The sequence below is a fragment of the Streptomyces sp. NPDC030809 genome (assembly GCF_055572195.1).
Window position 1 is genome coordinate 333,707 of sequence record NZ_JBVIDV010000005.1, and the last position, 23,212, is coordinate 356,918.

Annotated in this window: 16 protein-coding genes; 10 read left to right on the forward strand and 6 right to left on the reverse strand. The window is 75.8% G+C overall.

All coding sequences use genetic code 11. The features are described 5' to 3' along the window. The first annotated feature begins 75 nt into the window (after window positions 1-75). A complete protein-coding gene (locus tag ACZ407_RS09910) occupies window positions 76-1,161 on the forward strand; it encodes a hypothetical protein (RefSeq protein WP_468127047.1) in 1,086 nt (361 codons plus the stop codon). Between the two features lie 16 nt (window positions 1,162-1,177). Here the strand turns inward: ACZ407_RS09910 and ACZ407_RS09915 are convergent, their stop codons facing one another. From ACZ407_RS09915 to ACZ407_RS09935, 5 genes are all read right to left on the reverse strand, one after another. Further along, on the reverse strand, window positions 1,178-2,602 hold the full coding sequence (locus ACZ407_RS09915; RefSeq protein ID WP_468127049.1) for a tetratricopeptide repeat protein: 1,425 nt from the start codon (window positions 2,600-2,602) through the stop codon (window positions 1,178-1,180). A 121-nt stretch (window positions 2,603-2,723) separates the two neighbouring features. Beyond that, a complete protein-coding gene (gene xdhC / locus ACZ407_RS09920) occupies window positions 2,724-3,599 on the reverse strand; it encodes a xanthine dehydrogenase accessory protein XdhC (RefSeq protein WP_468127121.1) in 876 nt (291 codons plus the stop codon). Between the two features lies 1 nt (window position 3,600). After that, on the reverse strand, window positions 3,601-5,988 hold the full coding sequence (xdhB, locus tag ACZ407_RS09925; RefSeq protein ID WP_468127051.1) for a xanthine dehydrogenase molybdopterin binding subunit: 2,388 nt from the start codon (window positions 5,986-5,988) through the stop codon (window positions 3,601-3,603). Next, a complete protein-coding gene (locus tag ACZ407_RS09930) occupies window positions 5,985-7,499 on the reverse strand; it encodes a xanthine dehydrogenase small subunit (RefSeq protein ID WP_468127053.1) in 1,515 nt (504 codons plus the stop codon). The genes xdhB and ACZ407_RS09930 overlap by 4 nt, the downstream gene beginning before the upstream one ends. Before the next feature lie 392 nt (window positions 7,500-7,891). Further along, window positions 7,892-10,129, reverse strand: coding sequence for an MMPL family transporter (locus tag ACZ407_RS09935; protein WP_468127054.1), 2,238 nt, complete (start codon window positions 10,127-10,129; stop codon window positions 7,892-7,894). Window positions 10,130-10,424: 295 nt separating this feature from the next. Between ACZ407_RS09935 and ACZ407_RS09940 the strand changes: the two genes are divergently transcribed. From ACZ407_RS09940 to ACZ407_RS09965, 6 genes are all read left to right on the forward strand, one after another. Continuing rightward, window positions 10,425-11,666: a sensor histidine kinase gene (locus ACZ407_RS09940; RefSeq protein WP_468127056.1), complete on the forward strand. Its 1,242-nt coding sequence runs from the start codon at window positions 10,425-10,427 to the stop codon at window positions 11,664-11,666. Continuing rightward, window positions 11,663-12,370: a response regulator gene (locus ACZ407_RS09945; RefSeq protein WP_468127058.1), complete on the forward strand. Its 708-nt coding sequence runs from the start codon at window positions 11,663-11,665 to the stop codon at window positions 12,368-12,370. The genes ACZ407_RS09940 and ACZ407_RS09945 overlap by 4 nt, the downstream gene beginning before the upstream one ends. Before the next feature lie 347 nt (window positions 12,371-12,717). Next, on the forward strand, window positions 12,718-14,193 hold the full coding sequence (locus ACZ407_RS09950) for a phosphatase PAP2 family protein (RefSeq protein ID WP_468127059.1): 1,476 nt from the start codon (window positions 12,718-12,720) through the stop codon (window positions 14,191-14,193). A 212-nt stretch (window positions 14,194-14,405) separates the two neighbouring features. Further along, window positions 14,406-15,311 (forward strand): NAD-dependent protein deacetylase, encoded by a 906-nt coding sequence (locus ACZ407_RS09955; protein WP_468127061.1) that lies wholly within the window; start codon window positions 14,406-14,408, stop codon window positions 15,309-15,311. Window positions 15,312-15,375: 64 nt separating this feature from the next. Further along, the gene (locus ACZ407_RS09960) at window positions 15,376-16,812 is read left to right on the forward strand and encodes an SWIM zinc finger family protein (protein WP_468127063.1); all 1,437 of its coding nucleotides are present in this window, start codon (window positions 15,376-15,378) and stop codon (window positions 16,810-16,812) included. Continuing rightward, a complete protein-coding gene (locus ACZ407_RS09965) occupies window positions 16,809-19,496 on the forward strand; it encodes a DUF6493 family protein (RefSeq protein ID WP_468127065.1) in 2,688 nt (895 codons plus the stop codon). Before ACZ407_RS09960 ends, ACZ407_RS09965 begins: the two co-directional genes overlap by 4 nt. A gap of 121 nt (window positions 19,497-19,617) precedes the next feature. Here ACZ407_RS09965 and ACZ407_RS09970 read toward each other — a convergent pair whose 3' ends face one another. Then, window positions 19,618-21,042, reverse strand: coding sequence for a DUF2252 domain-containing protein (locus ACZ407_RS09970; RefSeq protein ID WP_468127067.1), 1,425 nt, complete (start codon window positions 21,040-21,042; stop codon window positions 19,618-19,620). 297 nt (window positions 21,043-21,339) lie between these two features. Here ACZ407_RS09970 and ACZ407_RS09975 point away from each other — a divergent pair, with 297 nt between their 5' ends. Genes ACZ407_RS09975 through ACZ407_RS09985 form a run of 3 tightly spaced genes read left to right on the forward strand, consistent with a single transcriptional unit; the run spans window position 21,340 to window position 23,194 of the window. After that, on the forward strand, window positions 21,340-22,272 hold the full coding sequence (locus ACZ407_RS09975) for an RNA polymerase sigma-70 factor (protein WP_468127069.1): 933 nt from the start codon (window positions 21,340-21,342) through the stop codon (window positions 22,270-22,272). Between the two features lie 60 nt (window positions 22,273-22,332). Continuing rightward, on the forward strand, window positions 22,333-22,803 hold the full coding sequence (locus ACZ407_RS09980; protein WP_468127071.1) for a hypothetical protein: 471 nt from the start codon (window positions 22,333-22,335) through the stop codon (window positions 22,801-22,803). A gap of 10 nt (window positions 22,804-22,813) precedes the next feature. Further along, window positions 22,814-23,194, forward strand: a complete 381-nt coding sequence (locus ACZ407_RS09985) for a VOC family protein (RefSeq protein WP_468127073.1) — start codon at window positions 22,814-22,816, stop codon at window positions 23,192-23,194. Window positions 23,195-23,212 lie beyond the last annotated feature (18 nt).

Consider the following 23,212-nt stretch of genomic DNA (forward strand, 5'->3'; position numbering starts at 1 on the left):
CCGAATGTGTAGGTTCCCGAACGCCGCCCCGACCTGACGACCGTACGGGGCGGCTCACAGGAGGGGACAACACACGTGAACGCATCCCGTCTGCTGACCGGGTGGCGCCGCCGCGCGCTGGCCGTGTCCACCACCCTGGCCCTCGCCGGAGGTGCGGTGGCCCTGGGGGCGACCACCGCGCAGGCCGCGCCGAGTTTCGGACGCGGCTACGTCTGGGCCAACTCCCCGGCCCACGCACTCAACACGCCGTACACCCCGGCCTCGCTCTACAGCCGGAACTCCACCGGGGCGACCAACACCGTCGTCCGGACGGGCACCGGCCAGTACACGGTGCGCATGCCGAACCTCGGACGGGTGGGCGGGACCGTGCACGTGACCGCCTACGGGGCCACGACGCACACCTGCCAGGTCGCCTCCTGGGTGCCCGTGGGCAGCCGGCTCGACGTGCGCGTCAGCTGTTTCACCCGCACCGGGGCGCGCGTGAACACCATGTTCACCGCCGGGTTCACCAACACGGCCACGCTGGGCGGCCGTTACGGGTACGTCTGGGCCAACGACCCCACCAACGCCGGGTACGTCCCCTCGACCGCTTACCAGTTCAACTCGGCGGGCGCGACCAACACGATCACCCGCTCGGGGACCGGCCGGTACACCGTCAGGTTCCCGTCCATCGGGTCGGACACGGGCCACGTCCAGGTGACGGCGTACGGTGACACCGCCGTCCGCTGCAAGGTCCGCAACTGGCTCGCCTCCGGCACCGCGCAGCTGGTCAACGTGCTCTGCTCGGACCCGGCCGGGCGGGCGAAGGACAACCGCTTCACCCTGACGTACGTACGGGGAACCGGGCTGCAGCGCACCACGCCCGCCGCATACGCCTGGGCCAACCAGCCCCTGTCGGCCGGCTACAACCCGGCACCCGCCTACGCGTACAACTCCACCGGGGTGGTCAACCGCATCCGGCGGGTGAGCCAGGGCGTCTACCGGTTCCACCCGACGAACATGCCGCTGGGCAACGGCACCGTCCAGGTCACCGCGTACGGGACGGACACCTCGTACTGCAAGGTGGAGCGCTGGACCCCGAGCGAGGGCGTCCAGGTCCGCTGCTTCACCGCGACGGGCGTGCCGAAGGACACCTACTACGACGTGTCCTTCCAGCGCTGACCCGGCCCGCGGCCCCTCAGAACCGGTCGGCCGCCAGGTCCCCCGCCCGCCCCAGCCGCCGTGCCCGCTCGCGGGCATCGGCGGCCCGGGCCGTCTCCCCCCGGCTGTCCGCGAGGCGGGCGCGGATCAGCCAGTTGTACGGGCTCTGCGGGCGCAGCGCGGTCCGCTCGCTGATCAGCACCCGCGCCATGTCGTGCCGCCCGGAGTGCAGGGCGGCTTCGAGGAGGGTCTTCTGGAGGGCGTCGCGCTGGGCGTGGCTGCCGCCGAACTCGTGGAGCCGGCGGCGCAGCGGCCACAGCCGGTCCAGGACGGTGTCGTGGTCCCCTGCGGCCTGTGCGACCAGCGCCTCGCACACCGGCAGGCCCACGTCCGCCGTCATCGCGTGGTTGGTGACCGCCCGCGCCGCCGGGTCGGCCAGCCAGCGCCGGCGGTCGGCGATCAGCCGCTGCGCCTCCGCGATCCGGCCGGCGCCCACGTAGGCCATGACGGCGTGCACGTCGTTGAAGGCGTAGAACGGCGGATCGGCACGCGCCGCCCAGGCGTCGGCGAGCGCCTTCCAGCGCGCGGTCTGGTCGGATCCGGCCAGGTGGAACCGCCACAACATGGCCGAGGCGTCCAGGAGTTGCATGGCCGGTCCGCGGGTCTCCCCGTCGTGCAGCGCCTTGTCGTAGACGGCGAGCGCCGTGTCCGTGCGCCCTGCCTCAAGGGCGTAGAGCGCGTAGTGCCACCAGTTGTGCACCGTGAGGAAGTTGCCCTCGGACCAGTCCCCGGTGCGCGCGTCGAGGTAGCGGATGCCCTCGGCGAAGCGGCCCTGCATCTCGTACGTGTGGACGACGGCGTGGATGGCCCAGACGTCGCGGCTGTTGCGCTCCACCGCGGCCGATCCGGTCTCCCGGGCGTGGGTGTAGTGTCCGCACTCCTCCAGCCCGAACGCGTACATGCCGAGGAGGGGGCCGAGATGGGGGTCGTCCTCCTCCCAGGCGGACAGGGCGCCGCCGATCCGGTCCCGCAGGCGGAGGGCGTCACCGGTGAGGAAGTCGAGCTGGTGCCCGACGAACAGGGCGAGCGCGTCCCGGGGGTAGGCGGTGGTCAGCTCCTCCAGGAGCGCGCTCCCCCGCCGCAGGTCCCCCGCGAGGAGGCTCGCGGCGGCGGCCGTGTGGAGGCGCTCCCTCGCGGGCAGCCCGCCGGTGTCCAGACCGGAGAGGAAGCCGTCGAACCGCTGGCGGGCGGCTGCGGCGTCGGCGGACTCGGTGCCCAGCACCCCCAGATAGGCGGCGAAGGCCTGGGCCACCGGTGCGGCGGGGGCGGCGTGCAGCAGGTCGTCCACGGCTGCGTCCACCGCGGGCCGGAAGAAGAGCAGGTGCTCCACGGCCCGGTCCAGGTGGCCGGCCGCCTCCGGTGTCCCGTTGTACACGTCGTGACCGTACCGGTCGGTCGCCAATGCTGATCACCTCACGTACGAGTCCTGCCCGGACCGGCGTCGCGACGGCGGCGCCTCCTCCATGGAAGCCAGTGACGGGCGCCCGCGCACAGTCCCCAAAACGGGTGATGCCGACTGCTGTTCAGCTCCGTGCGCGCTCCTGCTCCTGCTCCCGCTCCCCTTCGCTTTCCCCTTCCCCTTCCCTTTCCCTTTCCCGTTCCCGTGCAAAGGTGCACAGCAGGTCGGCCGCGACGGCCACCGCGATCGTGGCGGGTTCCTTCCCTGTGATCTGGGTGAGTCCGATCGGGGTCTTGATGCGGTCGATCGCGGTGCCGTCGTGCCCTCCCTCCGTGGCCAGACGGTGCCGGAAGCGGGTCCACTTGGCGGCCGAGCCGATCAGTCCGATCGTGCCGAGGCCGGGCGTGCGCAGCGCGGCGTCGCAGAGGGCGGCGTCCTCGGCGTGGTCGTGGGTCATGATCAGGACGTGGGTGCCGGGTGCCAGGTCCGCGAGCACCTCCTCGGGGAGCAGGGGCGTGTGGTGGACGTGGACCTGCGCCACGGCGTCCGCCAGCACTCCGAGCCGTTCGCTGCTGAGCTGGTCCGGCCGGGAGTCGATCAGGTGCAGGTCCAGGTCCTGGCGGGCCAGGATCCGGGCCAGCTCCAGGCCGACGTGGCCGACGCCGAAGACGGCCACCGCCGGGACCACCGGCAGCGGTTCCAGCAGGACGCTGACGGCCCCGCCGCAGCACTGGACCCCGTGCGGACCGGTGACCTTGTCGTTCAGGGCGAACTCCATCAGCTCCGGTTCCGCGTCGGGGGTGCCGAGCACCTCGCGGGCCCGGTCGATCGCGACGGCCTCGATGTTGCCGCCGCCGATCGAGCCCCAGGTCTCGGTCCGTCCGACCACCAGCTTGGCGCCGGCCCGGCGGGGCGCGTGGCCGCGCACGGTCGCGACGGTCACGAGCGCGCCGGGTTCCCGGCGCGCCCGCAACCGCGCGACCGCGGCCACCCAGGTCATGTCAGGCATGGGTCAGGTCGGCCGTCGGCGCGCCGCCGGCTTCGCCGGCCGGCTTCGCCGCGCCACTGCCGCGGGCCGCCTCGATCGCCCAGTACACCGCCTCCGGGGTTGCGGGCGAGGCGAGTTCCACGCTGACACCCGCGGGGCCGAAGGCAGCGGCGGCCTGACGCAGTGCCTCGCGGACCGAGAACGCCAGCATCAGCGGGGGTTCGCCGACCGCCTTGGAGCCGTACACCGCGCCCTCTTCGGTGGCGTTCTGCAACAGGCGGACGTGGAACTCCTCGGGCATCTCCGAGAAGCTCGGCAGCTTGTACGTGCTCGCTGCCTGGGTCAGCAGCCGGCCGCGGCCGGGGCCCTCGCCGCCGTCCCAGCGCATGTCCTCCAGCGTCAGCCAGCCGGCGCCCTGCACGAATCCGCCCTCGACCTGGCCGATGTCGATCATCGGGGACAGGCTGTCGCCGACGTCGTGCACGATGTCCACCCGCCGGATCCGGTACGCGCCGGTGAAGCCGTCCACCTCCACCTCGGCCGCGGCGGCCCCGTACGAGAAGTACTTGAACGGCGAGCCCCGGAAGCCCTTCGCGTCCCAGTGCAGGCCTTCGGTCCGGTAGAAGCCGGCCGCCGACAGCTGGACCCGCTGGAGGTAGGCCGTGCGGACCAGCTCCTCCCAGGCCAGTTCCTCCTCGCTGCCGAGGACGCGGGCGACGCCCTCGACGATGCGCACGTCCGCGGCGGCGCCGCCGAGCCGGGTGGCGGCCACTTGGAGCAGCCGCTCACGCAGCTGCTCGCAGGCGTTCTTCACGGCCGCGCCGTTGAGGTCCGCGCCGGCGCTGGCGGCGGTGGCGGAGGTGTTGGGCACCTTGTCGGTGCGCGTCGGGGCCAGCCGTACCGTGTGCAGCGGGACGCCCAGGGTGGACGCGGCCACCTGGAGCATCTTGGTGTGCAGGCCCTGGCCCATCTCGGTGCCGCCGTGGTTGATCAGGACCGAGCCGTCCTTGTAGATCAGCACCAGCGCACCGCCCTGGTTGAAGGCGGTGAGGTTGAAGGAAATGCCGAACTTGATGCCGGTGAGCGCGACCGCCCGCTTGGTGTGCGGGTGCGCGGCGTTGAAGGCGGCGATCTCGCGCTGCCGGTCGGCGAGTCGGGCGTCTGCCCGGACCTGCCGCCAGACGGTCCCGATGCGCTCGGGGTGCCGGACGGGCTGCCCGTAGGGCGTGGACTGGCCCTGCCGGTAGAAGTTGCGCTCCCGCAGCTCCATCGGGTCCAGGCCCAGCAGCGGGGCGCACCGGCCCATGATGTCCTCGATGACCAGCATGCCCTGGGGTCCGCCGAAGCCGCGGAATGCGGTGTTGGAGACCTTGTTCGTCTTGGCGATGCGGCCGGCGACGCGGGCGTGGGGGATCCAGTAGGTGTTGTCGATGTGGCAGAGGGCGCGGGCCACGACGGGTTCGGAGAGGTCGAGGCTCCAGCCGCCGTCCGCGGTGAGGGTGGCGTCCAGGGCCTGGATGCGGCCCTCGGCATCGAAGCCGATCTTCCAACTGGCGTGGAATCCGTGCCGCTTGCCGGACATGGTGAGGTCCTGCGTACGGGTGAGGCGCAGCCGGACGGGGCGGCCGGTCAGCTTGGCGCCGAGGGCGGCGACGGCGGCGAACCCGTGCGGCTGCATCTCCTTGCCGCCGAACCCGCCGCCCATGCGCAGGCATTGGACGGTGACCTCGTGGCTGTGCAGGCCGAGGACGTGCGCGACGATCTCCTGGGTCTCCGAGGGGTGCTGGGTGCTGCTCTGCACGAACACCTGCTCGGCCTCGTCGATGTGGGCCAGCGCCGCGTGCGTCTCCAGGTAGAAGTGCTCCTGGTCGGAGAACTGGAACTCGCCGGTGAACACGTGTGCCGAGTCGGCGAATCCGGCCTCGATGTCGCCGGTCGCCATCACCGGCCGGGCGCCGTGGAAGCTCCCGGCGGCGATGGCCTCCTGCAGGGTCACGAGGGACGGCAGCTCTTCGAGTTCCACCTCGACGGCGGCCGCGCCGAGCCGGGCGGCCTCCAGGGTCTCCCCGAGCACCCAGGCGACCGCGTGCCCGTGGAACATCACCTCGTCGGGGAACAGCGGTTCGTCGTGCTTCATCCCGGCGTCGTTGACCCCGGGCACGTCGGCGCCGGTCAGCACGCGGACCACACCGGGGACGGCCAGTGCGGGTGCGGTGCGCAGTGCGGTGATCCGGCCGCGCGCCTTCATGACCTGGACCGGGTGGGCGTGCAGGACGCCCTTCGTGCGGTGGACCAGGTCGTCGGTGTAGAGCGCGGTTCCGGTGACGTGCTGGCGGGCGCTCTCGTGCGGCAGGGAGAGGCCGACCGCGGGCTTCTCGGGGCGCTGGGACAGTCGGCTCATGACGGCACCGCCTCGGTGGTCTGTGCGTACAGCTTCAGCAGGCTCTGGCCGAGCATCGCGGAGCGGTACCCGGCGCTGGCGCGGTGGTCGTCCATCGGGGTGCCCTCTTCCCGGAGCACCCGGGCCGCGGACTCGACGGCTTGCGCCGACCAGGGCCGGCCTTCGAGGGCCGCCTCGGCGGCGAGGGCGCGCAGCGGAGTGGCGGCGACGCCGCCGAGGCCGATGCGGGCCTTGCGGACGGCGCCGTCGGCCGGGTCGATGTCGAGGGCGTAGGCGACGGCCACGCTGGAGATGTCGTCGAAGCGCCGCTTCGCGATCTTGTGGAAGGCGGTGACGGGCGACAGGGGCCGCGGGATGCGCACCGCGCGGATCAGCTCGCCGGGGCGGCGCACGCTCTGGCGGTAGCCGGTGAAGTAGTCCGCGAGGGGGACCTCCCGCTCTCCGCCGGCGCCGGCGAGGACCACGGAGGCCTCCAGTGCGAGCAGCGCCGGCGGGCTGTCGCCGATGGGCGAGCCGGTGCCGAGGTTGCCGCCGAGGGTGGCGCTGTTGCGGATGAGCCGGGACGCGAACTGGGGGAACAGCTCTGCCAGGAGCGGGACTTCGCCGTCGAGTCGGCGTTCGGTCTCGGTCAGCGTCAGCGCCGCCCCGATCTCGTAGCAGCCCTCCTCGACCCGGAGTTCGCGCAACTCGGCCAGCCGGTCGACGGCGATGACGCAACCCGCCCTGCGGGAGCGGATGTTGACCTCCACTCCCCAGTCGGTGCTGCCCGCGACCACGACGGCGTCCGGCCGCTCCTCCAGCAGCCGCAGCGCTTCGGGCAGGTCCCGGGGACGGAGGAACGCGGCGTCCCCCCGGGTGTAGACGGTGGCGGCCGGCCCGGGCGGGGCCTGCTCCCGGCGCTGCGCGAGTACGTCGTCCTCGGCGGGGGCGCCGACGGCGAACGCGGCGTCGCGGATGGGGCGGTAGCCCGTGCAGCGGCACAGGTTCCCGCTCAGCGCGTGCAGGTCGAACCCGTTCGGACCGTGCTCGGAGTGAGGGCCGGAGTCGGGGACGGAGTCCGGGCCGGGCCCGGCGGCTGCGCAGGCAGACGTGTCCGCGCCGCCCGCGCACCGATCGGGCCGGTAGTACTCGGCGGCCATGCTGCACACGAACCCCGGTGTGCAGTAGCCGCATTGGGAGCCGCCGCGTACCGCCATCTCCTCCTGTACGGGGTGCAGGACGGGCGGCGTACCGGCGGGGCCGGGGGTGGCGAGCCCTTCGGAGGTGACGACCTCCTGGCCGTCGAGCGCCGCGACCGGCACCAGGCAGGCGTTGACCGCCACCCAGTCGGTGGGCTTGTGCACTCCCGGACGGGCCACCAGCACCGAGCAGGCACCGCATTCGCCCTCGGCGCACCCCTCCTTGGTGCCGGTGAGGCCGCGCTCGCGCAGGAAGTCCAGCACCGTGGTGTGCGCCGGGGCGGGCGCGATGGGCGCCTCCACCCCGTTGACCGTGATCCGCGGCGCTGTCATCGCGCGTCCTCGTCTCGGTGCGCGGCGGGACAGGTGGACGTAATCGCCATGGGGAGAGCTTTCTGTTTGGGTGGAGCGGAGGCGGCGCAGCGGGGGCGCGCCGGAGCCGTCGGCGCATCCGGGGACCGCGGAGCACGCACAGGAGCGCGAGGAGGTGCGCCGCAGGCGCCGAGGGCAGGAAGGGAAGGGTGCCGGGGCCGCAGAGGGGCCTGCCGGACGGAGGGTGCCGGACCTTGACGACAGGCCCTAGCAGCCGTGTGCCACCCGGCCGGGAGCCCAGGCGACCTGGTGGGCGAGGCGGGACGACGCGGAGATGACGGACATCCGAATTCGCCCCTTTCCCTGGACCCACGAGTGATGCGCCCGAAGCTACGTCGCCACCGCTCCCCGGGTCAAGAGCCGTCCGCTGTGCGTACGCGCGGCTTCTCGGGCAGCGCCGGGGACGGCATCCGGGGCGCGGTCTCCTCGGGCTGCCCGCGGCGCGGGCCGGAGGGCCCCAGGGGCCACCACAGGGAGCCGCCCAGCAGGGCTGCGGCGGCCGGGACCAGGACGGAGGAGAGGAGGAAGGCGGAGAGGAGGATACCCAGGGCGGTGGCGAAGCCGATCTGCCGGGTGGAGGGGGCCGAGTTGACGGCGAGGCTGCCGAAGGAGGCGGCCAGGACCACGCCGGCGGTGGCGATGGCCGGGGCGGTGTGCCGGACGGCGCGGGCCACCGCGGCGCGCGCCGAGCCTCCCCGGGCCATCTCCTCGCGGATGCGGTCGGCGATGAGGATGTTGTAGTCGGTGCCCAGGGCGACGACGAACAGGAACAGGACCAGCGGCAGTACGAAGTTGACGCCCGGCTCCCCGCCCAGGTGCTGGAAGACCAGGGCGGAGGCCCCGAGGGTGGCGGCGAAGCACAGGCCGACGCTCGCCATCAGCACCAGCGGTGCGAGCAGGCTGCGGAGCAGGACCAGCAGGATCAGCGCGATCAGGGCGGCCGCGACGGGGAACACCCGCCGCAGGTCCTGGTCGACGGCGGTGGAGATGTCGGCGAAGACGGCGGCGGTGCCGCCGACCCGGCCGGTCAGGCCTGCCGGGGTGCGGGCGGCCACGGTGTCCCGGAGCGGGCCGGAGACCAGGTCGCGGGCGCGCCGGGTCTGCGAGTCGGCGGTCGGGTAGACGTCGATGCGGGCGGCCGTGCGGTCGGCGCTGAGGACGGGGGTGCCGACCCGGCCGACTCCCTCGACGCGGGCGAGGGCGCCCGGCAGGCCGCCGAGTGCGGCCGGGGTCAGCCGGCGTCCGTCGTCGGCGGTGACGTACACGCTCGCGGGGTCGGAGACCCCGGCGGGCAGGACCCGGGCCATTTCGGCTGCGGTGGCGGCGGCCGGGGTGTCGTGGGCGCCGCCGCCCACCCCGAAGTCCATGCGGATGCCCTGGAGTCCGGCCGCGAGCGCACCCAGCAGGGCGATGCAGCCGAGGGCGAGGGCGAGCGGGCGGCGGGCGACGGCGGTGCCGAGGGCGGCGGCCGCCCCGCGGCGGGGCTCGCGGGTCAGGGACCGGGAGGGCCAGAACATGCGGCGGCCGGTCACCGCCAGCAGGGCGGGCATCAGGGTGAGGGCGGCCAGCAGCATGACGAGCACCGACACCGCCACGGCCGGACCGAGCACCCGGAACTGGCCGAAGGACGCGACGCCGAGGGTGGCGAACGCGGCCACGATGGTCAGGGCCGCCGAGGTGACGGCGGTGCCGACGCGCCCGCAGACCCGCGCGGCCACCAGGCGGTGCGGCGCCGCCGGGTGCGCGCGCAGTTCCTCGCGGAAGCGGAAGAGGAGGAAGAGCAGGTAGTCCACACCGATGCCGATGAGGACCACCCCGATCAGGCCCGGCGTGGAGGTGTCGAGCCGGATCCCCGTCAGCAGGGCGGTGCCGACGACGGCCCCGGTGGCGGCGCCGCCGACCACGGAGACGGCGAGCAGCGGCAGGAAGGCGGCGAGCAGGCTCCGGAACACCAGGACGTGGACCAGCACGATCAGGCCGGTCATGACCAGCCCGACGACCGTCTGCGTGGTCTCCTCCGCGTCGGTGGTGTCGACCAGGTCGGCGAGGCCTCCGGTGAAGCCGGCCCGCAGCCCGGCCGCGCCGAACTCCTCCTGCGCCCGGTCGCGGAAGGCCCGGTAGACGTCGTGCAGGCCGGGGTCGGCGGAGTTGCCGGTCAGCCGGACCGTCAGCAGGTCGAAGCTGCCGTCGGGTGCGGTCATCGCCGGGGCGACCGCCGGGGTCTGGGAGTGGTCGAGGGCGAGCAGCGTCGGCCGGTCCTCGGACTTCGGCATGGGGACACGGGTGCTGCCGAGGTGCGCGGCAACCGTCCGTACCCGGCGGTGGTCGGCCGCGGTCAGGGGCCGGTCGTCGGCGCGGGCGACGAGCACGGTCACGGCATGGGCGTCGGGCTCCACCCCGAACCGCTCCTCGGCGATGCGCTGCGCGGCGGCCGAGTCGTACGTACGGGGCAGGAAGTCCCCGCCCGCGGGCCGGGTGACGCGGTGGACGAGCGCCCCGCCGAGGATGGTCAGGGCGATGCCGAGCACCGCCCACAGGGCGATCACCCGCCATGGGTTGCGGGTGGCGAATCCGGTCAGGGCGCGGATCACGGAAGGGTCCTCCGGGGTCGGGACGGTTCGGGACGGTCCGGCGCCGGCGGTCTCCCGGCGCCCGGCCGGTCTCGTGCCCGGCCGGTGTCCAGCTCATCAGCGGGCCGGGGGCGGATCGTCGGGGCCGGGGAGGAGATCGCGGGTGGGAGCGCGGGCCCGCCGGGGCCGCGGACCAGGACCCTGCTCCCAGACGGGAACGGTCCCGGGGGCCCGGGGCGGGGGCGCGGCCCGGTGGGAGAATGGATCACCGGGCGGGCGGCCGGAGGGGCGGCCCGGGGCAGGGAGGAAGAACAGGATGCCGTGGACGCGCAACGACGCGCTGGTCGCGGTCGGGGCCGCTGCGGTGGACTTGATCGGCTTCGCGCTCGCCAGTCAGAACGATCTGGGCCGGGTGCCGGCGTCGGGCTGTCTGCTCCTGATGGTTTCGGCCCTGCCCCTGCTGGCCCGGCGCCGGGCGCCGGTGGCTGCGCTCGCCGCGGTGCTGGCGGCCGGTCTGGTGCTCGACGTGACCGTGCCCCTCGGGCAGCACTTCAACGCCGCGGTCGTCGTGGCCCTCTACACCGTCGTACGGTCGCGCGGCCCGGCGGTGGCGGCCGCGGCGGCGGTGGCCGCCGTGCTCGTGCCGCTGCTCGGGCTCGGCCGGCGGCCGCCGCTGGTGGACCTGGCGGCCAATGCGGTCGCCGCGGTGCTCGTCGTGGGCGCCGCGCTGCTCGTGAACCGCTGGCAGCGCGAGCAGGAGGCGCACCGGCGGCTGCTCGCCGAGCGGGCGGTGGCAGCCGAACGCAGGCGCATCGCGCGGGAGCTGCACGACATCGTCGCGCACCACATCACGACGATGCAGCTGATGGCGGGCGGCGCCCGGGCCAATCTGGCCGGGGACCCGGAGGTGGTCAGGGCGGCCCTGCTGGATCTGGAGGGCTCCGGCCGGATGGCGCTGCGCGAGATGCGGCAGCTGCTGGACGTGCTGCGGGCGGACGACCAGGCGGAGCCGGAGGGCAGGTCCGGGTCCGCAGGGCCGGAGCCGGGCCGGGGTGCGCGGCGGCCGGCGGGCCGGGCACCGGACGGATCCGCCGGCGGCGGGGGGCGGAGTGAGTTCACGTCCCACGGCGCGATCGACGCCCCGCAGCCGGGAGTCGGAGACCTGCCCCGGATCGTCGCCGAGTCCCGCCGGGCCGGACTGCCCACCTCGTTCGCCGTGCGCGGCGAGGAGCGGGCGCTGCCCCCGAGCGTGGGGCTGGCCGTCTTCCGGATCGTGCAGGAGGCCCTGACCAACGCCCGCAAGCACGCGGGCGGATCGCCCACCTCCGTGGTCCTGGCCTACGGGGAAGGGGAGGTACGGGTGGACGTGGCGGACGACGGGACGGGCGCGGACCCCGGTGCCGGGCCCGCGCCCGGATCGGGGTACGGGCTGATCGGCATGCGGGAGCGGGTCGCCCTGCACGGCGGGGACCTGGACGCCGGACCGGTGCGCGGCGGCGGGTTCCGCGTCGCGGCCCGGCTGCCGCTGGCGGCCGCCGGCGAGCGGAGTGCACGATGACGGACGCCGGGCCCGCACCCCGCGCCGCCGGCGGCGCGCCGGCCAGGATCCTGATCGCCGACGACCAGCCTCTGGTCCGCCGCGGGCTCGCCCTCATCCTGGGGCCCGACCCGTCCTGCGAGGTGGTCGGCGAGGCCGCCGACGGGGCCGAGGCGGTGGAGCTCGCGCACCGGCTCCGGCCGGACGTCGTCGTCATGGACATCCGGATGCCCGTCATGGACGGGGTCGCCGCGACCGCCCGGCTCTCCCGCGATCTGCCGGACTGCCGGGTGCTCGCGCTGAGCACCTTCGACATGGACGAGTACGTGGTCGCGGCGCTGCGCGCCGGGGCGTGCGGGTTCCTCCCCAAGGACGTGTCGCCGGAGGACCTGGTGGCCGCCGTACGGGTGGTGCGCAGCGGCGAGGCCGCCGTCGCGCCGCGGCTGCTGACCCGGCTCATCTCCGCGTACGTACGCACCCCGGAGCGCCCGGATCCGCGGCCGGCGGCCGGTCCGCAGGACCTCAGCCCGCGCGAGACGGAGGTGTGGCGTCTGATCGCGTCCGGCCTGGACAACGCGGAGATCGCCGCATCCCTGGACATCAGCGCTTCGACGGTGAAGAACCACATCACCGGCGTCTTCGCCAAACTCGGCGTCCGCGACCGCGCCCAGGCCGTGATCGCCGCGTACGAGACGGGCCTGGTCGCTCCGGGCGGCGGAGGCTGACCGGGGTCCAGGCGTGCGCGCGGCGTTCTGGGGCATCTCCAGGGCGCTGACGGCGACCCCGCCGCGCCGGAGGCCGCCGGCGCACCGGATGCGCTGTCCGATGCCGCCGCGGCCGCGGTCCGCCGCGCCTTCGAAGGCCCGTGGGTGCGGGCCGACGCCTGGCGCCCGGGGATGTGCACGGCGGCCCTGGGCTTCCTGGCGTGGGCGCCGGTGGAGTCCTGCCAGGACCCCGGGCCCGGCGGGCCGCCGTGCCGTACGGTCGGAGCACCGCCTTCCGCCACCCGGCGCGCTGGGCCGGGCGGCGGGTCGGTTGGTTCCGGATCCGCGTGCCGGGGTAGGCGCTGGAAATGGCTGATCAGCAAGTGACCTGGCGAGGAGTCGCGGCCCGGTGGGACCGGGCCCTGTTCGATGCGGTGGCGCGCCGGCACTGGCCCGCCGCCGAGCGGGTGCTGCCGCGGCTGGGGCGGGCGGCGAACCACGGCGTGCTGTGGGGCGGGGCCGCACTGGCCATCTGCGCCTTCGGCTCGGCCGGGGCGCGCAAGGCGGCCGTGCGCGGCGCCGCCTCCCTCGCCCTGGCCTCCGGGACGATCAACACCATCGGCAAGTGGTCCGTACGGCGGGCCCGGCCGCTGCTGGAGGGCGTACCGCTGGAACGGCAGCTGGCGGTCCAGCCCCGGACCACCTCGTTCCCCTCCGGGCACTCGGCATCCGCATTCGCGTTCACCACCGGGCTGGCGCTGCACTCCCCCGGCTGGGGCGCCGTGCTGGCGCCGCTCGCCGTGTCCGTCGCGTTCTCCCGCGTGTACACGGGCGTGCACTACCCCTCCGACGTGGCCGCCGGTGCCGCGCTGGGCGTGGCGGCCGGGTTCGCGGTACGGGAGATCGCCCGCCGGGCCGAGGAGCGCCGGATCGTGCCGGGGGACGAGCCGGTGGCGGGCGACGCGCCCGCGCTGCCCGACGGGGACGGGCTCGTGGTGGTGGTCAACGCCGGATCGGGGACCGCGGCCGCTGCCGGGCTGGAGCGGGTGCGGGAGCTGCTGCCGCGGGCCGAGGTGGTCGAGTGCGAGGGCGAGGAGCTGCCGGGGGTGCTGGCGGCGGCCGCGTCCCGGGCCGCCGTGCTCGGGGTGTGCGGCGGTGACGGCACGGTCAACGCCGCGGCCGCGGCGGCGCTGCGGGCGGGAGTGCCGCTCGCGGTGTTCCCCGGCGGGACGCTCAACCACTTCGCGCTGGACCTCGGCCTCGCCGGGACCGAGGAGACCTGCCGCGCGGTGGCCGCGGGGCGCGCGGTCCGGGTCGGCGTGGGCCGCTTCACGCCGGGGCCCGGGGAGGGTCCCGGCTACTTCCTGAACACCTTCAGCATCGGCGCGTACCCCGAGCTGCTCCGCCACCGCCTGCGGTGGGCTCCTCGGATCGGCGGCGGACCCGCGGCCGTGCTGGCGGCCTGGCGGGTGCTGCGCACCGGGCACCCGGTGCCGTTGCGGCCGGCCGGGCGGCCGCGCAGCGTCTGGCTGCTGTTCGCCGGCAACGGCACGTACCACGGCTCGGGCCCGATGCCCCGGCGCCGGGACCGCCTCGACGAGGCGCTGCTCGACGTGCGCCTGGTGCACGGCGGCGGCCGCCCGGGGCCGCGCCTGCTCGCCGCGGCCCTGGCGGGACCGCTCTCGCGCTCCCCGTTCCACGTGGCCACCCGCCTGCGCCGGCTCCGCATCGACGGCATCCCCCCGGGCACCCCCCTCGCCTACGACGGCGAATACGCCACGGCCCCGCCGGCCCTCCTCCTCGACAAGCTGCCGGGCGCACTCACGGTCTACCGCCTGGGCTGAGCGCAGCGGCCCGCGCCACACGGGGGGCGGCGGCCGGCCGGGGCCCGGGGGCGCGAGTGCCCTGCGCACCGGGGCCCGGGGCCCGGGCTGCGGGCTCCGGGCTCCGGCCTGCCCGCCCACGGCCCCACGGACGCCCGCCGCCGGACGGCGAGGGCAAGGGGCCGGCCGGGCGGTGCCCTGCCGGGCAGCGCGGGGTTTCGTACGCTTGCGGCATGCGTATGCGACCCACTCTGAGCTGGACGCCCACCGGGGACCTGCCGCCGGGCACGGGGGACCCGGGGCCGGTCGCCGAGGCGCTGGGTGCCGGGGGCGTGCTGGTGCTCAGCGGGGCGGGGCTGTCCACCGAGTCCGGCATCCCCGACTACCGGGGCGAGGGAGGCAGCCTGAGCCGGCACACGCCGATGACCTTCCAGGACTTCACGGGCAGCGACCGGGCCCGGCGCAGGTACTGGGCGCGCAGCCATCTGGGGTGGCGGACGTTCGGACGGGCCCGGCCCAACGACGGGCACCGGGCCGTGGCCGCCTTCGGGGCGCGGGGGCTGCTCGCGGGGGTGATCACCCAGAACGTGGACGGGCTGCACCAGGCGGCGGGCAGCGCGGGCGTGGTGGAGCTGCACGGGAGCCTGGCCCGGGTGGTCTGCCTCTCGTGCGGTGCCGCCGTCCCGCGGCGCGAGGTGGCGGAGCGGCTGGAGGCGGCCAACGCGGGCTTCGCGCCGGTGGCGGCCGCCATGAACCCGGACGGCGACGCGGATCTCACCGACGAGCAGGTCGGGGACTTCCGCGTGGTGCCGTGCGCGGTGTGCGGCGGGATCCTCAAGCCGGACGTGGTGTTCTTCGGTGAGAACGTGCCACCGGCACGGGTGGAGCACTGCCGCGAACTGGTCCGGGCCGCGAACTCCCTTCTGGTCCTGGGGTCTTCGCTGACGGTGATGTCCGGGCTGCGGTTCGTCCGGCAGGCGGCCGAGGCCGGGAAGCCGGTGCTGATCGTCAACCGGGACGCGACCCGGGGCGACCGGCACGCCGTCACCCGCATCGCACTGCCGCTGGGCGCGGCCCTGACCGCTGTGGCGGACCGGCTGGGCATCCCCGTGGACGGGGCCGGCCACCCCGTGAACTGAGCGCGTCCGGGGCCCCTGTGGACGGCGCCGGGCATTGTCAGTGCCGGCGCATACGTTGCCGTGCATGAGCCGTTCCGTTCAGGCACTTGCCTATGTGCGCCCGTCTGCCCTCAGCTCCGCCGGGGACCGCCGTCTCCTCGGTCTGGAGACGGCCGGCGGGCTGACCCCCGCCGGTCCCGAGCTCCATCCGCAGTTCTTCGCAGGGTTCCTGAGTGCCCCTCAGGCCGCCGCCCGTGCACTGCTGGCGGTCGCGGACGTCGCCGCCGCGCGCTACCACCAGCCGACCCTGCGCGCCTCGCTGGACCCGGTGGTCACGGCCAACGGGGACCGGCTGCGCTTCGAGTCGTTCTCCGGGTGCTGCGGGGTGTACGCGCGGCTCGACGTGCTCCCGGAGGGGCTGGACGGGGCGGACACCGGGCACGGCACCACCAATGTCGACGTCAACAACCCGCTGCGGCAGGCCCTTTCCCGGCTGGCCGGGGACGAGCCCCTGCACCTGACGGTCGGCCCCGACGAGTTGGCCGTCACCACCCTGGAGGGGCCGGTGGTGGAGAAGAAGGTGCCGCTGCCCGACCGCTGGCTGCGCGGGTTCGCCGAATCCCAGGTGGCCACCGCCGGGTTCGACCTGCGGGCCGAGCTGTCCGCGGCCGAGACGGTGCGCTTCCTGCGGTCGCTGCCGCACAGCGGCGGCAGGGGCCGCGGCGGGTCCGGGCTGTGGGTGGTGCCGGCGGGGCGGACCCTGCGACCCACGACCCGGCCGGTGCCCGGGGCCGTCTGCCTGCCCGGGCCGGAGCGGCTGGGCGCCTTCCAGCGGGTCCTGCGGCACGCCACCGGACTGCGCGTGTACGGGCCGGCCGGCCACGACGGGGCCCCGACCGCGGCCGCGTGGGAGGTGGGGCTGCCCGGTATGCGGCTGACCCTCACACTGTCCCCGGATCCGGCCCGCGGGTTCTCCGGGGAGGGCGGCGTCCTGGAGGCGCTCGCCACCGAGGAGGCGGCCGCCGATGCCGAGCTGGTGTCCGTGCTGCTGGCCTGGGAGCCTCGGATCGACATCGCGGACCTCGCCGACCAGAGCGGTCTGAGCCCGGACCGGGTCCGCGCCGCCGTGGTCCGGCTCGGCACGGCCGGCCGGGTGGGGTACGACACCGCGGAGGCCGCCTACTTCCACCGCGAACTCCCGTACGACGCACGGCGCGCCGAGCGCCACAACCCCCGCCTGGTGGCCGCCCGGGCCCTGGTCGCCGAGGGCGCGGTCACCCTGCACCCCGACGCCACCGCGACCGTGCGCTCCGGCGAGCGCAGCCACCAGGTCCGCGAGGGCGCGGGCGGGGTGCTCGGCTGCACCTGCCGCTGGTGGGCCGACTACCGGGGCCGCCGCGGGCCCTGCAAGCACGCCCTCGCCGTCCGCACCGCCCGCCGGGCGGCCGCCGCCCCCGCCACCGCCGGATCCGCCGCCCCCGGCACCGCCACCGCCACCACCAGCACCGGAGCACACCGATGAACGCCCTCCTCGACGCCGTCCGCGCCGGCCGCCACGACCTGGTCGGCGGGCTGCTCGCCCCGCTCACGGAGGCCGACCGCCGCGGCCTCCTCCCCGAACTGACCGCCCTGCGGCGGGAGATCCGCGGCTGGGACTGGAGCCGCCGCTGGGACGAGCAGGACCTGCCGCGTGCCCTGCACCTGGCCGGGGCGGGGTGCCACACCGGAGCCGCGGCAGCCGCCTCCTGGATAGCCGCGCGCGAACTGCGCGACGTGCGCGGGGGCCCCGACGCGGACGCCATGGCGGCGCTGCTGGCCGGGCGCGCCCCCGCCTGGCGCGCCGATGTCGCGCACCGGCTCGCCGCCCGCGCCTCGACCGTCGCCGCGGACTACCCGCTGATCCGCGCCCTGCTCAAGGACACCGGGGCGCCCGCCCCCGGCAGTGACGGGTTCGTCCACGCGTGGGCACTCGACCTCGCCACCGGGGAGCAGGGCGGGCGGCGCGGGCGGCGCGGCGGGCACCGCCCCCGGCCGCTGCGGACGGCCCTGCGCGAGGATCCGTACGTACAGGAGCTCGTGCCGCGGCTCTTCGAGACGGCCGAACCGGCGCCGTGCCTCGCCTGGTACGAGGAGCCCACCGCGCAGGGCCGCTGGCCGGCCGAGCTGGCGCGCCTCGCGGCCGACGGGCTCGTCGAGCGCAGCAGCCTGATCGACGGCTGCGTCGCCCGGCTGCTGCGCGGGGGCCGGGCGGCCCGTCTGGCCTTCTACGCGGACCTGCTGGACGTGCTGGAACCGACCGTGGACGAGCGGGCGGAGCGGACCGCCGACTGGATCGCGCTGGCCGCCGATGCGGAGTCGCCGACCGCCGGCCGGGCGCAGCGGATCCTGTCGGGGCTGTTCGCGGAGCGCCGGCTGCCGGCGGACCGGCTCGCCGAGATGTCCGCGGCGGTGCTCTTCCGGCCCGAGAAGAAGCTCGTACGCGCCCAGCTCGTGCTGTTGGGCAAGGCGCTGCGGCGGGACCGGGGCGACCGGTCCGTGCTGCTGCCGGCCGTCGGGGCGGCGTTCGGGCACGCGGACACCGCCCTGCAGGAGCGGGCCCTGCGGTTGATCGCCACCCATCTGCGGGCCGAGGACGCGGAGGTGCGCGAGGAACTCGCCTTCGCGGCCGAGCAGCTCAATCCGGGACTCAAGCGGGTGGCCGCCGAGCTGTTCGGCGGCGACCCCGGCGCATGCGCGGAGGCGGCGGCCGGCTACGAGGAGGTCCTGCCGCCCCCGCCGGTCCGGTGCCGGCTGGACACCTCGGGGCAGTCGGTGGCCGAGGCCGTCGAACTGGTCGCCGCCGTGGTCAACTCCCCCGCCTCCGCCAAGAACGTCATCGAGACGGAGCTGGCCCTCGACCTGCTGGTGCGGCACGCGCACCGGGACCGGGAGGGGCTCGCGGCCGCGCTGCGCCCCGCGATCGCCCACCGCTACTGGGCGGCGGACGGGACCCGGCGGGCCGACCCCGAGGACCTGTCGGGCGTGGAGCTCGTCGCGGCCGCCGTCCTGGGCAGCGTGGAGGCGCGCGACCTCCGGCCGGAAGGCGACGGGCCGGCCGTCCGCTCCGGCGACCCCTGCATCCACGACACGGTGGAACGGATCGCGGCCACCCGGATGCACGAGGCGGCGCACCGGCTGCTGACCGACCCGCTGCCGTTCCTGCTCGCCACGCCCGGCTGGGACTCGGCCTCCGTGGAGCCCGTGGACCTCGTCGCCCGTCTGGCGGAGTACGGGCGCCGGGGCCTCACCCCCGCCCCGGTGGACTTCGCGCAGGCGCTGCTGCGGGTGCGGCGCGATCCGCAGGCGGCCGGCGAGGCGGCGGCGCTGGGCACCCCGTGGGGAGTGCGCCTCGCGGCCCGGCTGGCCGGCACGGACGAGGAGCCGGCACGGCTCGTCCGCCGCGTGGACGACGGGACCTCCGCACCGCACCACTGGTGGGGGCGGGACCGGGAGAGCGTGCGGCGGATCGTGGTGGAATCCGCGGAGCGCCCCTGGGTGCGAGGGCTCCCGCGGGTGTTCCACCGCCTGGGCGCCCCCTTCACCCGCCGCGAGGCACGCTGCTGGCACTGGACCGGCGCCCGGATGGCGTGCCTCACGGTGCTGCCGGAGGACCGCGAGGCCCAGGCCCTGTGGCTGCTGCCGGACCTCACCGCCTGCGCCACCGTCGAGGAGCGGGGGGCCGGGGCGCTGCTCTCCCCGCTGGCCGCACTGGGCGGGGCGGCGGGCCCGGTGCTGCACCTGGCCGTGGCCACGGGCCTGGGTGCCCGGCACGCCGAGGACCGGCTCGGCGCGGTGGACGCCCTGCTCTGCCTGGCCGGACGCGGGGAGCTGGACGCGGAACGGCTCGGGCGCGACCTGGCCGAACTGCTGGAGCTCGGCACGGTGAAGCCCAACCGGCTGGCGGACGCGGCCCGGACCGCGGCGGCCACGGGTGCCCGGGCGACGGTCTGGTCGGTGCTGGCCGGGGCGCTGCCCGCCGTCCTCGGCGACGGCGCGGCGGCGCGGGGCGCGGGCGAGCTCCTCGCGGTGGCCGCGGACTGCGTGGAGCACTGCGGGGCCTCGGGCCCGCTGCCCGGGGGGCTGGCCGAGGCTGCGGCCCGCAAGGGCACCTCCCAGCTGGTCGCGCAGGCCCGACGGCTCCGGGCGGCGCTGGAGGAGGCGTCGTGACACGGGGTTCCGCCGGGGGCTCCGGACCGGGCGTGACGTCGAGCCCGTCCGGCACGTGAGGACCGGGGTCCGGGGGCTCCGCCCCGAGGCCCGTTCGGCCCCGCGGGGTCACGGCGCCCCCTCAGCCCTCCGCCGTCGGCACGCGGCCCTCCCGGGCAGCCTTGCCGAGGGCGTCGTGGTCCTGCTGGTTCCGGTCGGCGTACGCCTCCGCGAAGGCGGCGAGGGCCCGGGCGAAGGTGTCCGAGCTGCCGAGGTAGGCCGCGATGGCGACCGGGTCGCCGGAGCGGGCGTGGCCGCGGGCGAGCGAGGCCCCGCAGGCGCGGGCGAGCAGCCGCATGCCCTTCGGGCGGATCCCGTCGGTGGGCACGGAGCCCTTCCGGTCGTGGAGCTGCCGCACGTAGAAGTCCCGCGGCCGCCCGTCGCCGCCGGTGACGCGCTCCCAGCCGAGGAAGATGTCCCCGGCGGCCTGCATCAGGCGCTGGCCGGTCACCACGCGCTGCCCCTGGCTCTCGTACGGTACGGGTGCCGTGTACGGGGCCAGGACGGACGGCCCGGCCTCCTTCGCCTGGAGCAGCAGCGGGTCCTCCTGGTCGCGGCCGGTCAGCAGCACGATCCAGCACCGGGTGCCGACGCTGCCGACGCCGACCACCTTGCGGGCCATGTCGGCGACCTGGAAGCGCCCGAGCAGCTGCCGGCGTTCGGCGGACAGGCTCTGGGCGTAGGCGTCGATGAGCCCGCGCAGGGCGGTGTCCTGGGCCGCGGCCCGCGCGCCGCCCGCCGCGGGGGCGTCCGGCAGTTCGGACACGGGGACGACCAGCGGCGGGTCGGGGGCGATCCGCAGCTTCCCGTCGACGCGGTGGGTGAGCCTGGCTGCGGCCTGCAGGTGGTCCCGGGTGCGGGCCTTGGCCACGAGCCGCTCGGTCCGGCGCCGGATCCGGTCCCCGCCCTCGGCGGCGAGGGCGCGCAGGTCCTCGGCCTCGTCCTGGGCGTACCAGATGTCGAGGGTCCGCATCCCGGCGAAGCCCTGCATCCTGTGGTGGTACGCGGTCACGGCCTCGCGGACGACGGCGGTCCGCTCGGCGGTGTCGAAGCCGTTCTCCCGTCCTGCGACGGCGAGGCTGGCGGCGAGCCGCTTGAGGTCCCATTCGAAGGGGCCGGGGTGTGTTTCGTCGAAGTCGTTCACGTCGAAGACGAGGGAGCGCTCGGACGAGGCGAACAGGCCGAAGTTGAGGACGTGGGCGTCCCCGCAGAGCTGTACGGTCAGCCCGGTGTCGGGGGCCGGGCCGAGGTCGGCGGCCATGACGGCGGCGGCCCCGCGGAAGAAGGCGAACGGCGACCGGAGCATGCGGCCGTACCGGATGGGGACCAGCTCGGGCACGCGGGTGGCGGACTGCGCCTCCAGCACCGCGACCGGGTCCCGGCCGCGGTCCGGCCCGTCGAGCCGGGCGTGTGCGGAGCGCCGGACCCGTGAGCGGGCGGCCTTGCCCCTCCGGGCGCGCTCGGCGGGCGTGGGGACGTCGCCCCAGAGGAAGGCGGCCCTGGTCACGGCCCCGCCCCCGTCGGCCGCTCCCGGGGCAGCCGGCGCGTCTCCGCCACGGGCGGGCCCGGGTCCCCGGACTGGTCCACACTGCCCCCTTCGGTCGCAGGCAGCTCCATCGTCACGTCCGACGCCCTTGATCGCCACGCCGCCGGGCCCCCGGACCGTCCCGGCGGCCGGCGCCTCCCGCCGCGTGATCTGCGCCACACCGTGTCACAACCGCCATCCCCGCGACGTCTTGTGGGCGGACCCCGGGGACGGGGAGACGCCACGGCGCAGCGCGCAGACGAGGAGGGGGACCACCAGATGACCGGAGAGGCCCGCGAACAGGACCGCGATCCGGCCGGCAGCCCTGCCGGCGACCCGGCGACCGAGGTGTTCGTCGCCCATCGCAACCTGCTCTTCACCGTCGCCTACGAGATGCTCGGCTCCGCGGCCGACGCCGAGGACGTGCTCCAGGAGACCTGGCTGCGCTGGACCCGGGCGGATCTGGCCCGGGTCCACGACCCCCGGGCGTACCTGGTGCGCATCACGACCCGGCAGGCCCTCGACCGGCTGCGCGCGGTGAAGCGCCTCCGGGAGGCGTACGTGGGGCCGTGGCTGCCCGACCCGCTGCTCACGGGGCCGGACGTGGCCGAGGAGGCCGAGCTCGCCGAGAGCATGTCGATGGCGATGATGCTCGTCCTGGAGAGCCTCACACCGACCGAGCGCGCGGTGTTCGTGCTGCGCGAGGTCTTCGAGGCCGGTTACGGCGAGATCGCGGAGGCGGTCGGCAGGACCGAGGCGGCCGTCCGGCAGATCGCGCACCGGGCCAGGCGGCACGTCGATGCCCGCCGCCCGCGCCGCAGGGCTTCGGCGCAGGAGACCCGTGCGGCCGTGGACTCGTTCCGCAGGGCCTTGGAGACCGGGAACCCGCAGGAGCTCCTCGACGTGCTCGCCCCCGAGGTCGTCCTGCTGAGCGACGGGGGCGGGGTGCGGCGGGCCGCGCTCCGGCCGGTCGTGGGCGCCGGGCACGTCGTGCGCTTCTACCTCGGCGGGCCCGTCGCCTTCGCGGCCGTCGCGAGCTGCGAACCGGCCGTGGTCAACGGCAGCCCCGCGCTCGCCGTCCGGCGCGGCGGGGAGCTCGACGGGGTCATGGCGTTCCGCATCGAAGACGCCCGCATCACCGGCCTCTACGTCGTGCGCAATCCGGCGAAGCTGGCCCGGTTCGCCTCGGGGACGGCGTACGCCCTCCGCTGAGGCGCCGTCCGTGTCCACCCCGGCCCGTGCACCGGGCGACCACCAGAGGGAGATCCCCGCATGACCGCACCGAAGGCCGCAGCACCGGGCCGCAGCCTCGTGTTCCTCAGGACCGCGACGGCCCTGCAGACGCTGACCCTGTTCCTCCAGGCCACCAGCGCGGGCCTGCTGCTGTCCACGTCCTACGGCGAGACGCTGCACGGCATCGGCGCGCGCGTGATGTACGGCGCCGCGATGCTGTACGTGCTCGCCGCGGTCCTGGCCTGGCGGCCCGGCGGCGGGCCGCCCCGCCAGGCCCTGTACGCCACCGGTTTCCTGGCCCTCGCCTCGCTCCAGGTGGTCCTGGGCATCGCCCGGGTGCCCTCCGTGCACGTCCCGCTGGGGGTCCTGATGTTCGGCCTGAGCACCCTGGCCTTCGCCCGGCTGCTGCCCTCGGCCCGCGCCGTGCGCCTGCCCGGTGCGCCGGCACCGCGTACGCTGCGACCGGGCTCGGTGGGTACGGCCGGCAGCGGCCGCGGCGGGCCCCGGTGAGGAGCGGACGATGGACCTCAAGCTGGAGCTGGTCGCCGTGCCCGTGACGGACGTGGACCGGGCCAAGGCCTTCTACGAGCAAGTGGGTTTCCACGCGGACCACGACGTGACGGTCAGCGAGGAGATCCGCTTCGTGCAGCTCACGCCGCCGGGATCGGCCTGTTCGATCGCCCTGGGCAAGGGGCTCACCCGGATGGCCCCCGGCTCGCTCGACAACATGCAGGTCGTGGTCGCGGACATCGAGGCGGCGCATGCGGAGCTGACCCGGCGGGGCATCGAGGTCACCGGGATCGACGACCAGCCCTGGGGGTCGTTCGTCTACTTCTCGGACCCGGACGGCAACGGCTGGGCGGTTCAGCAGACCGTGCCGCGAAAGGCGCCGGAGGCCTGACGGCGGCGGGCCGCCCGG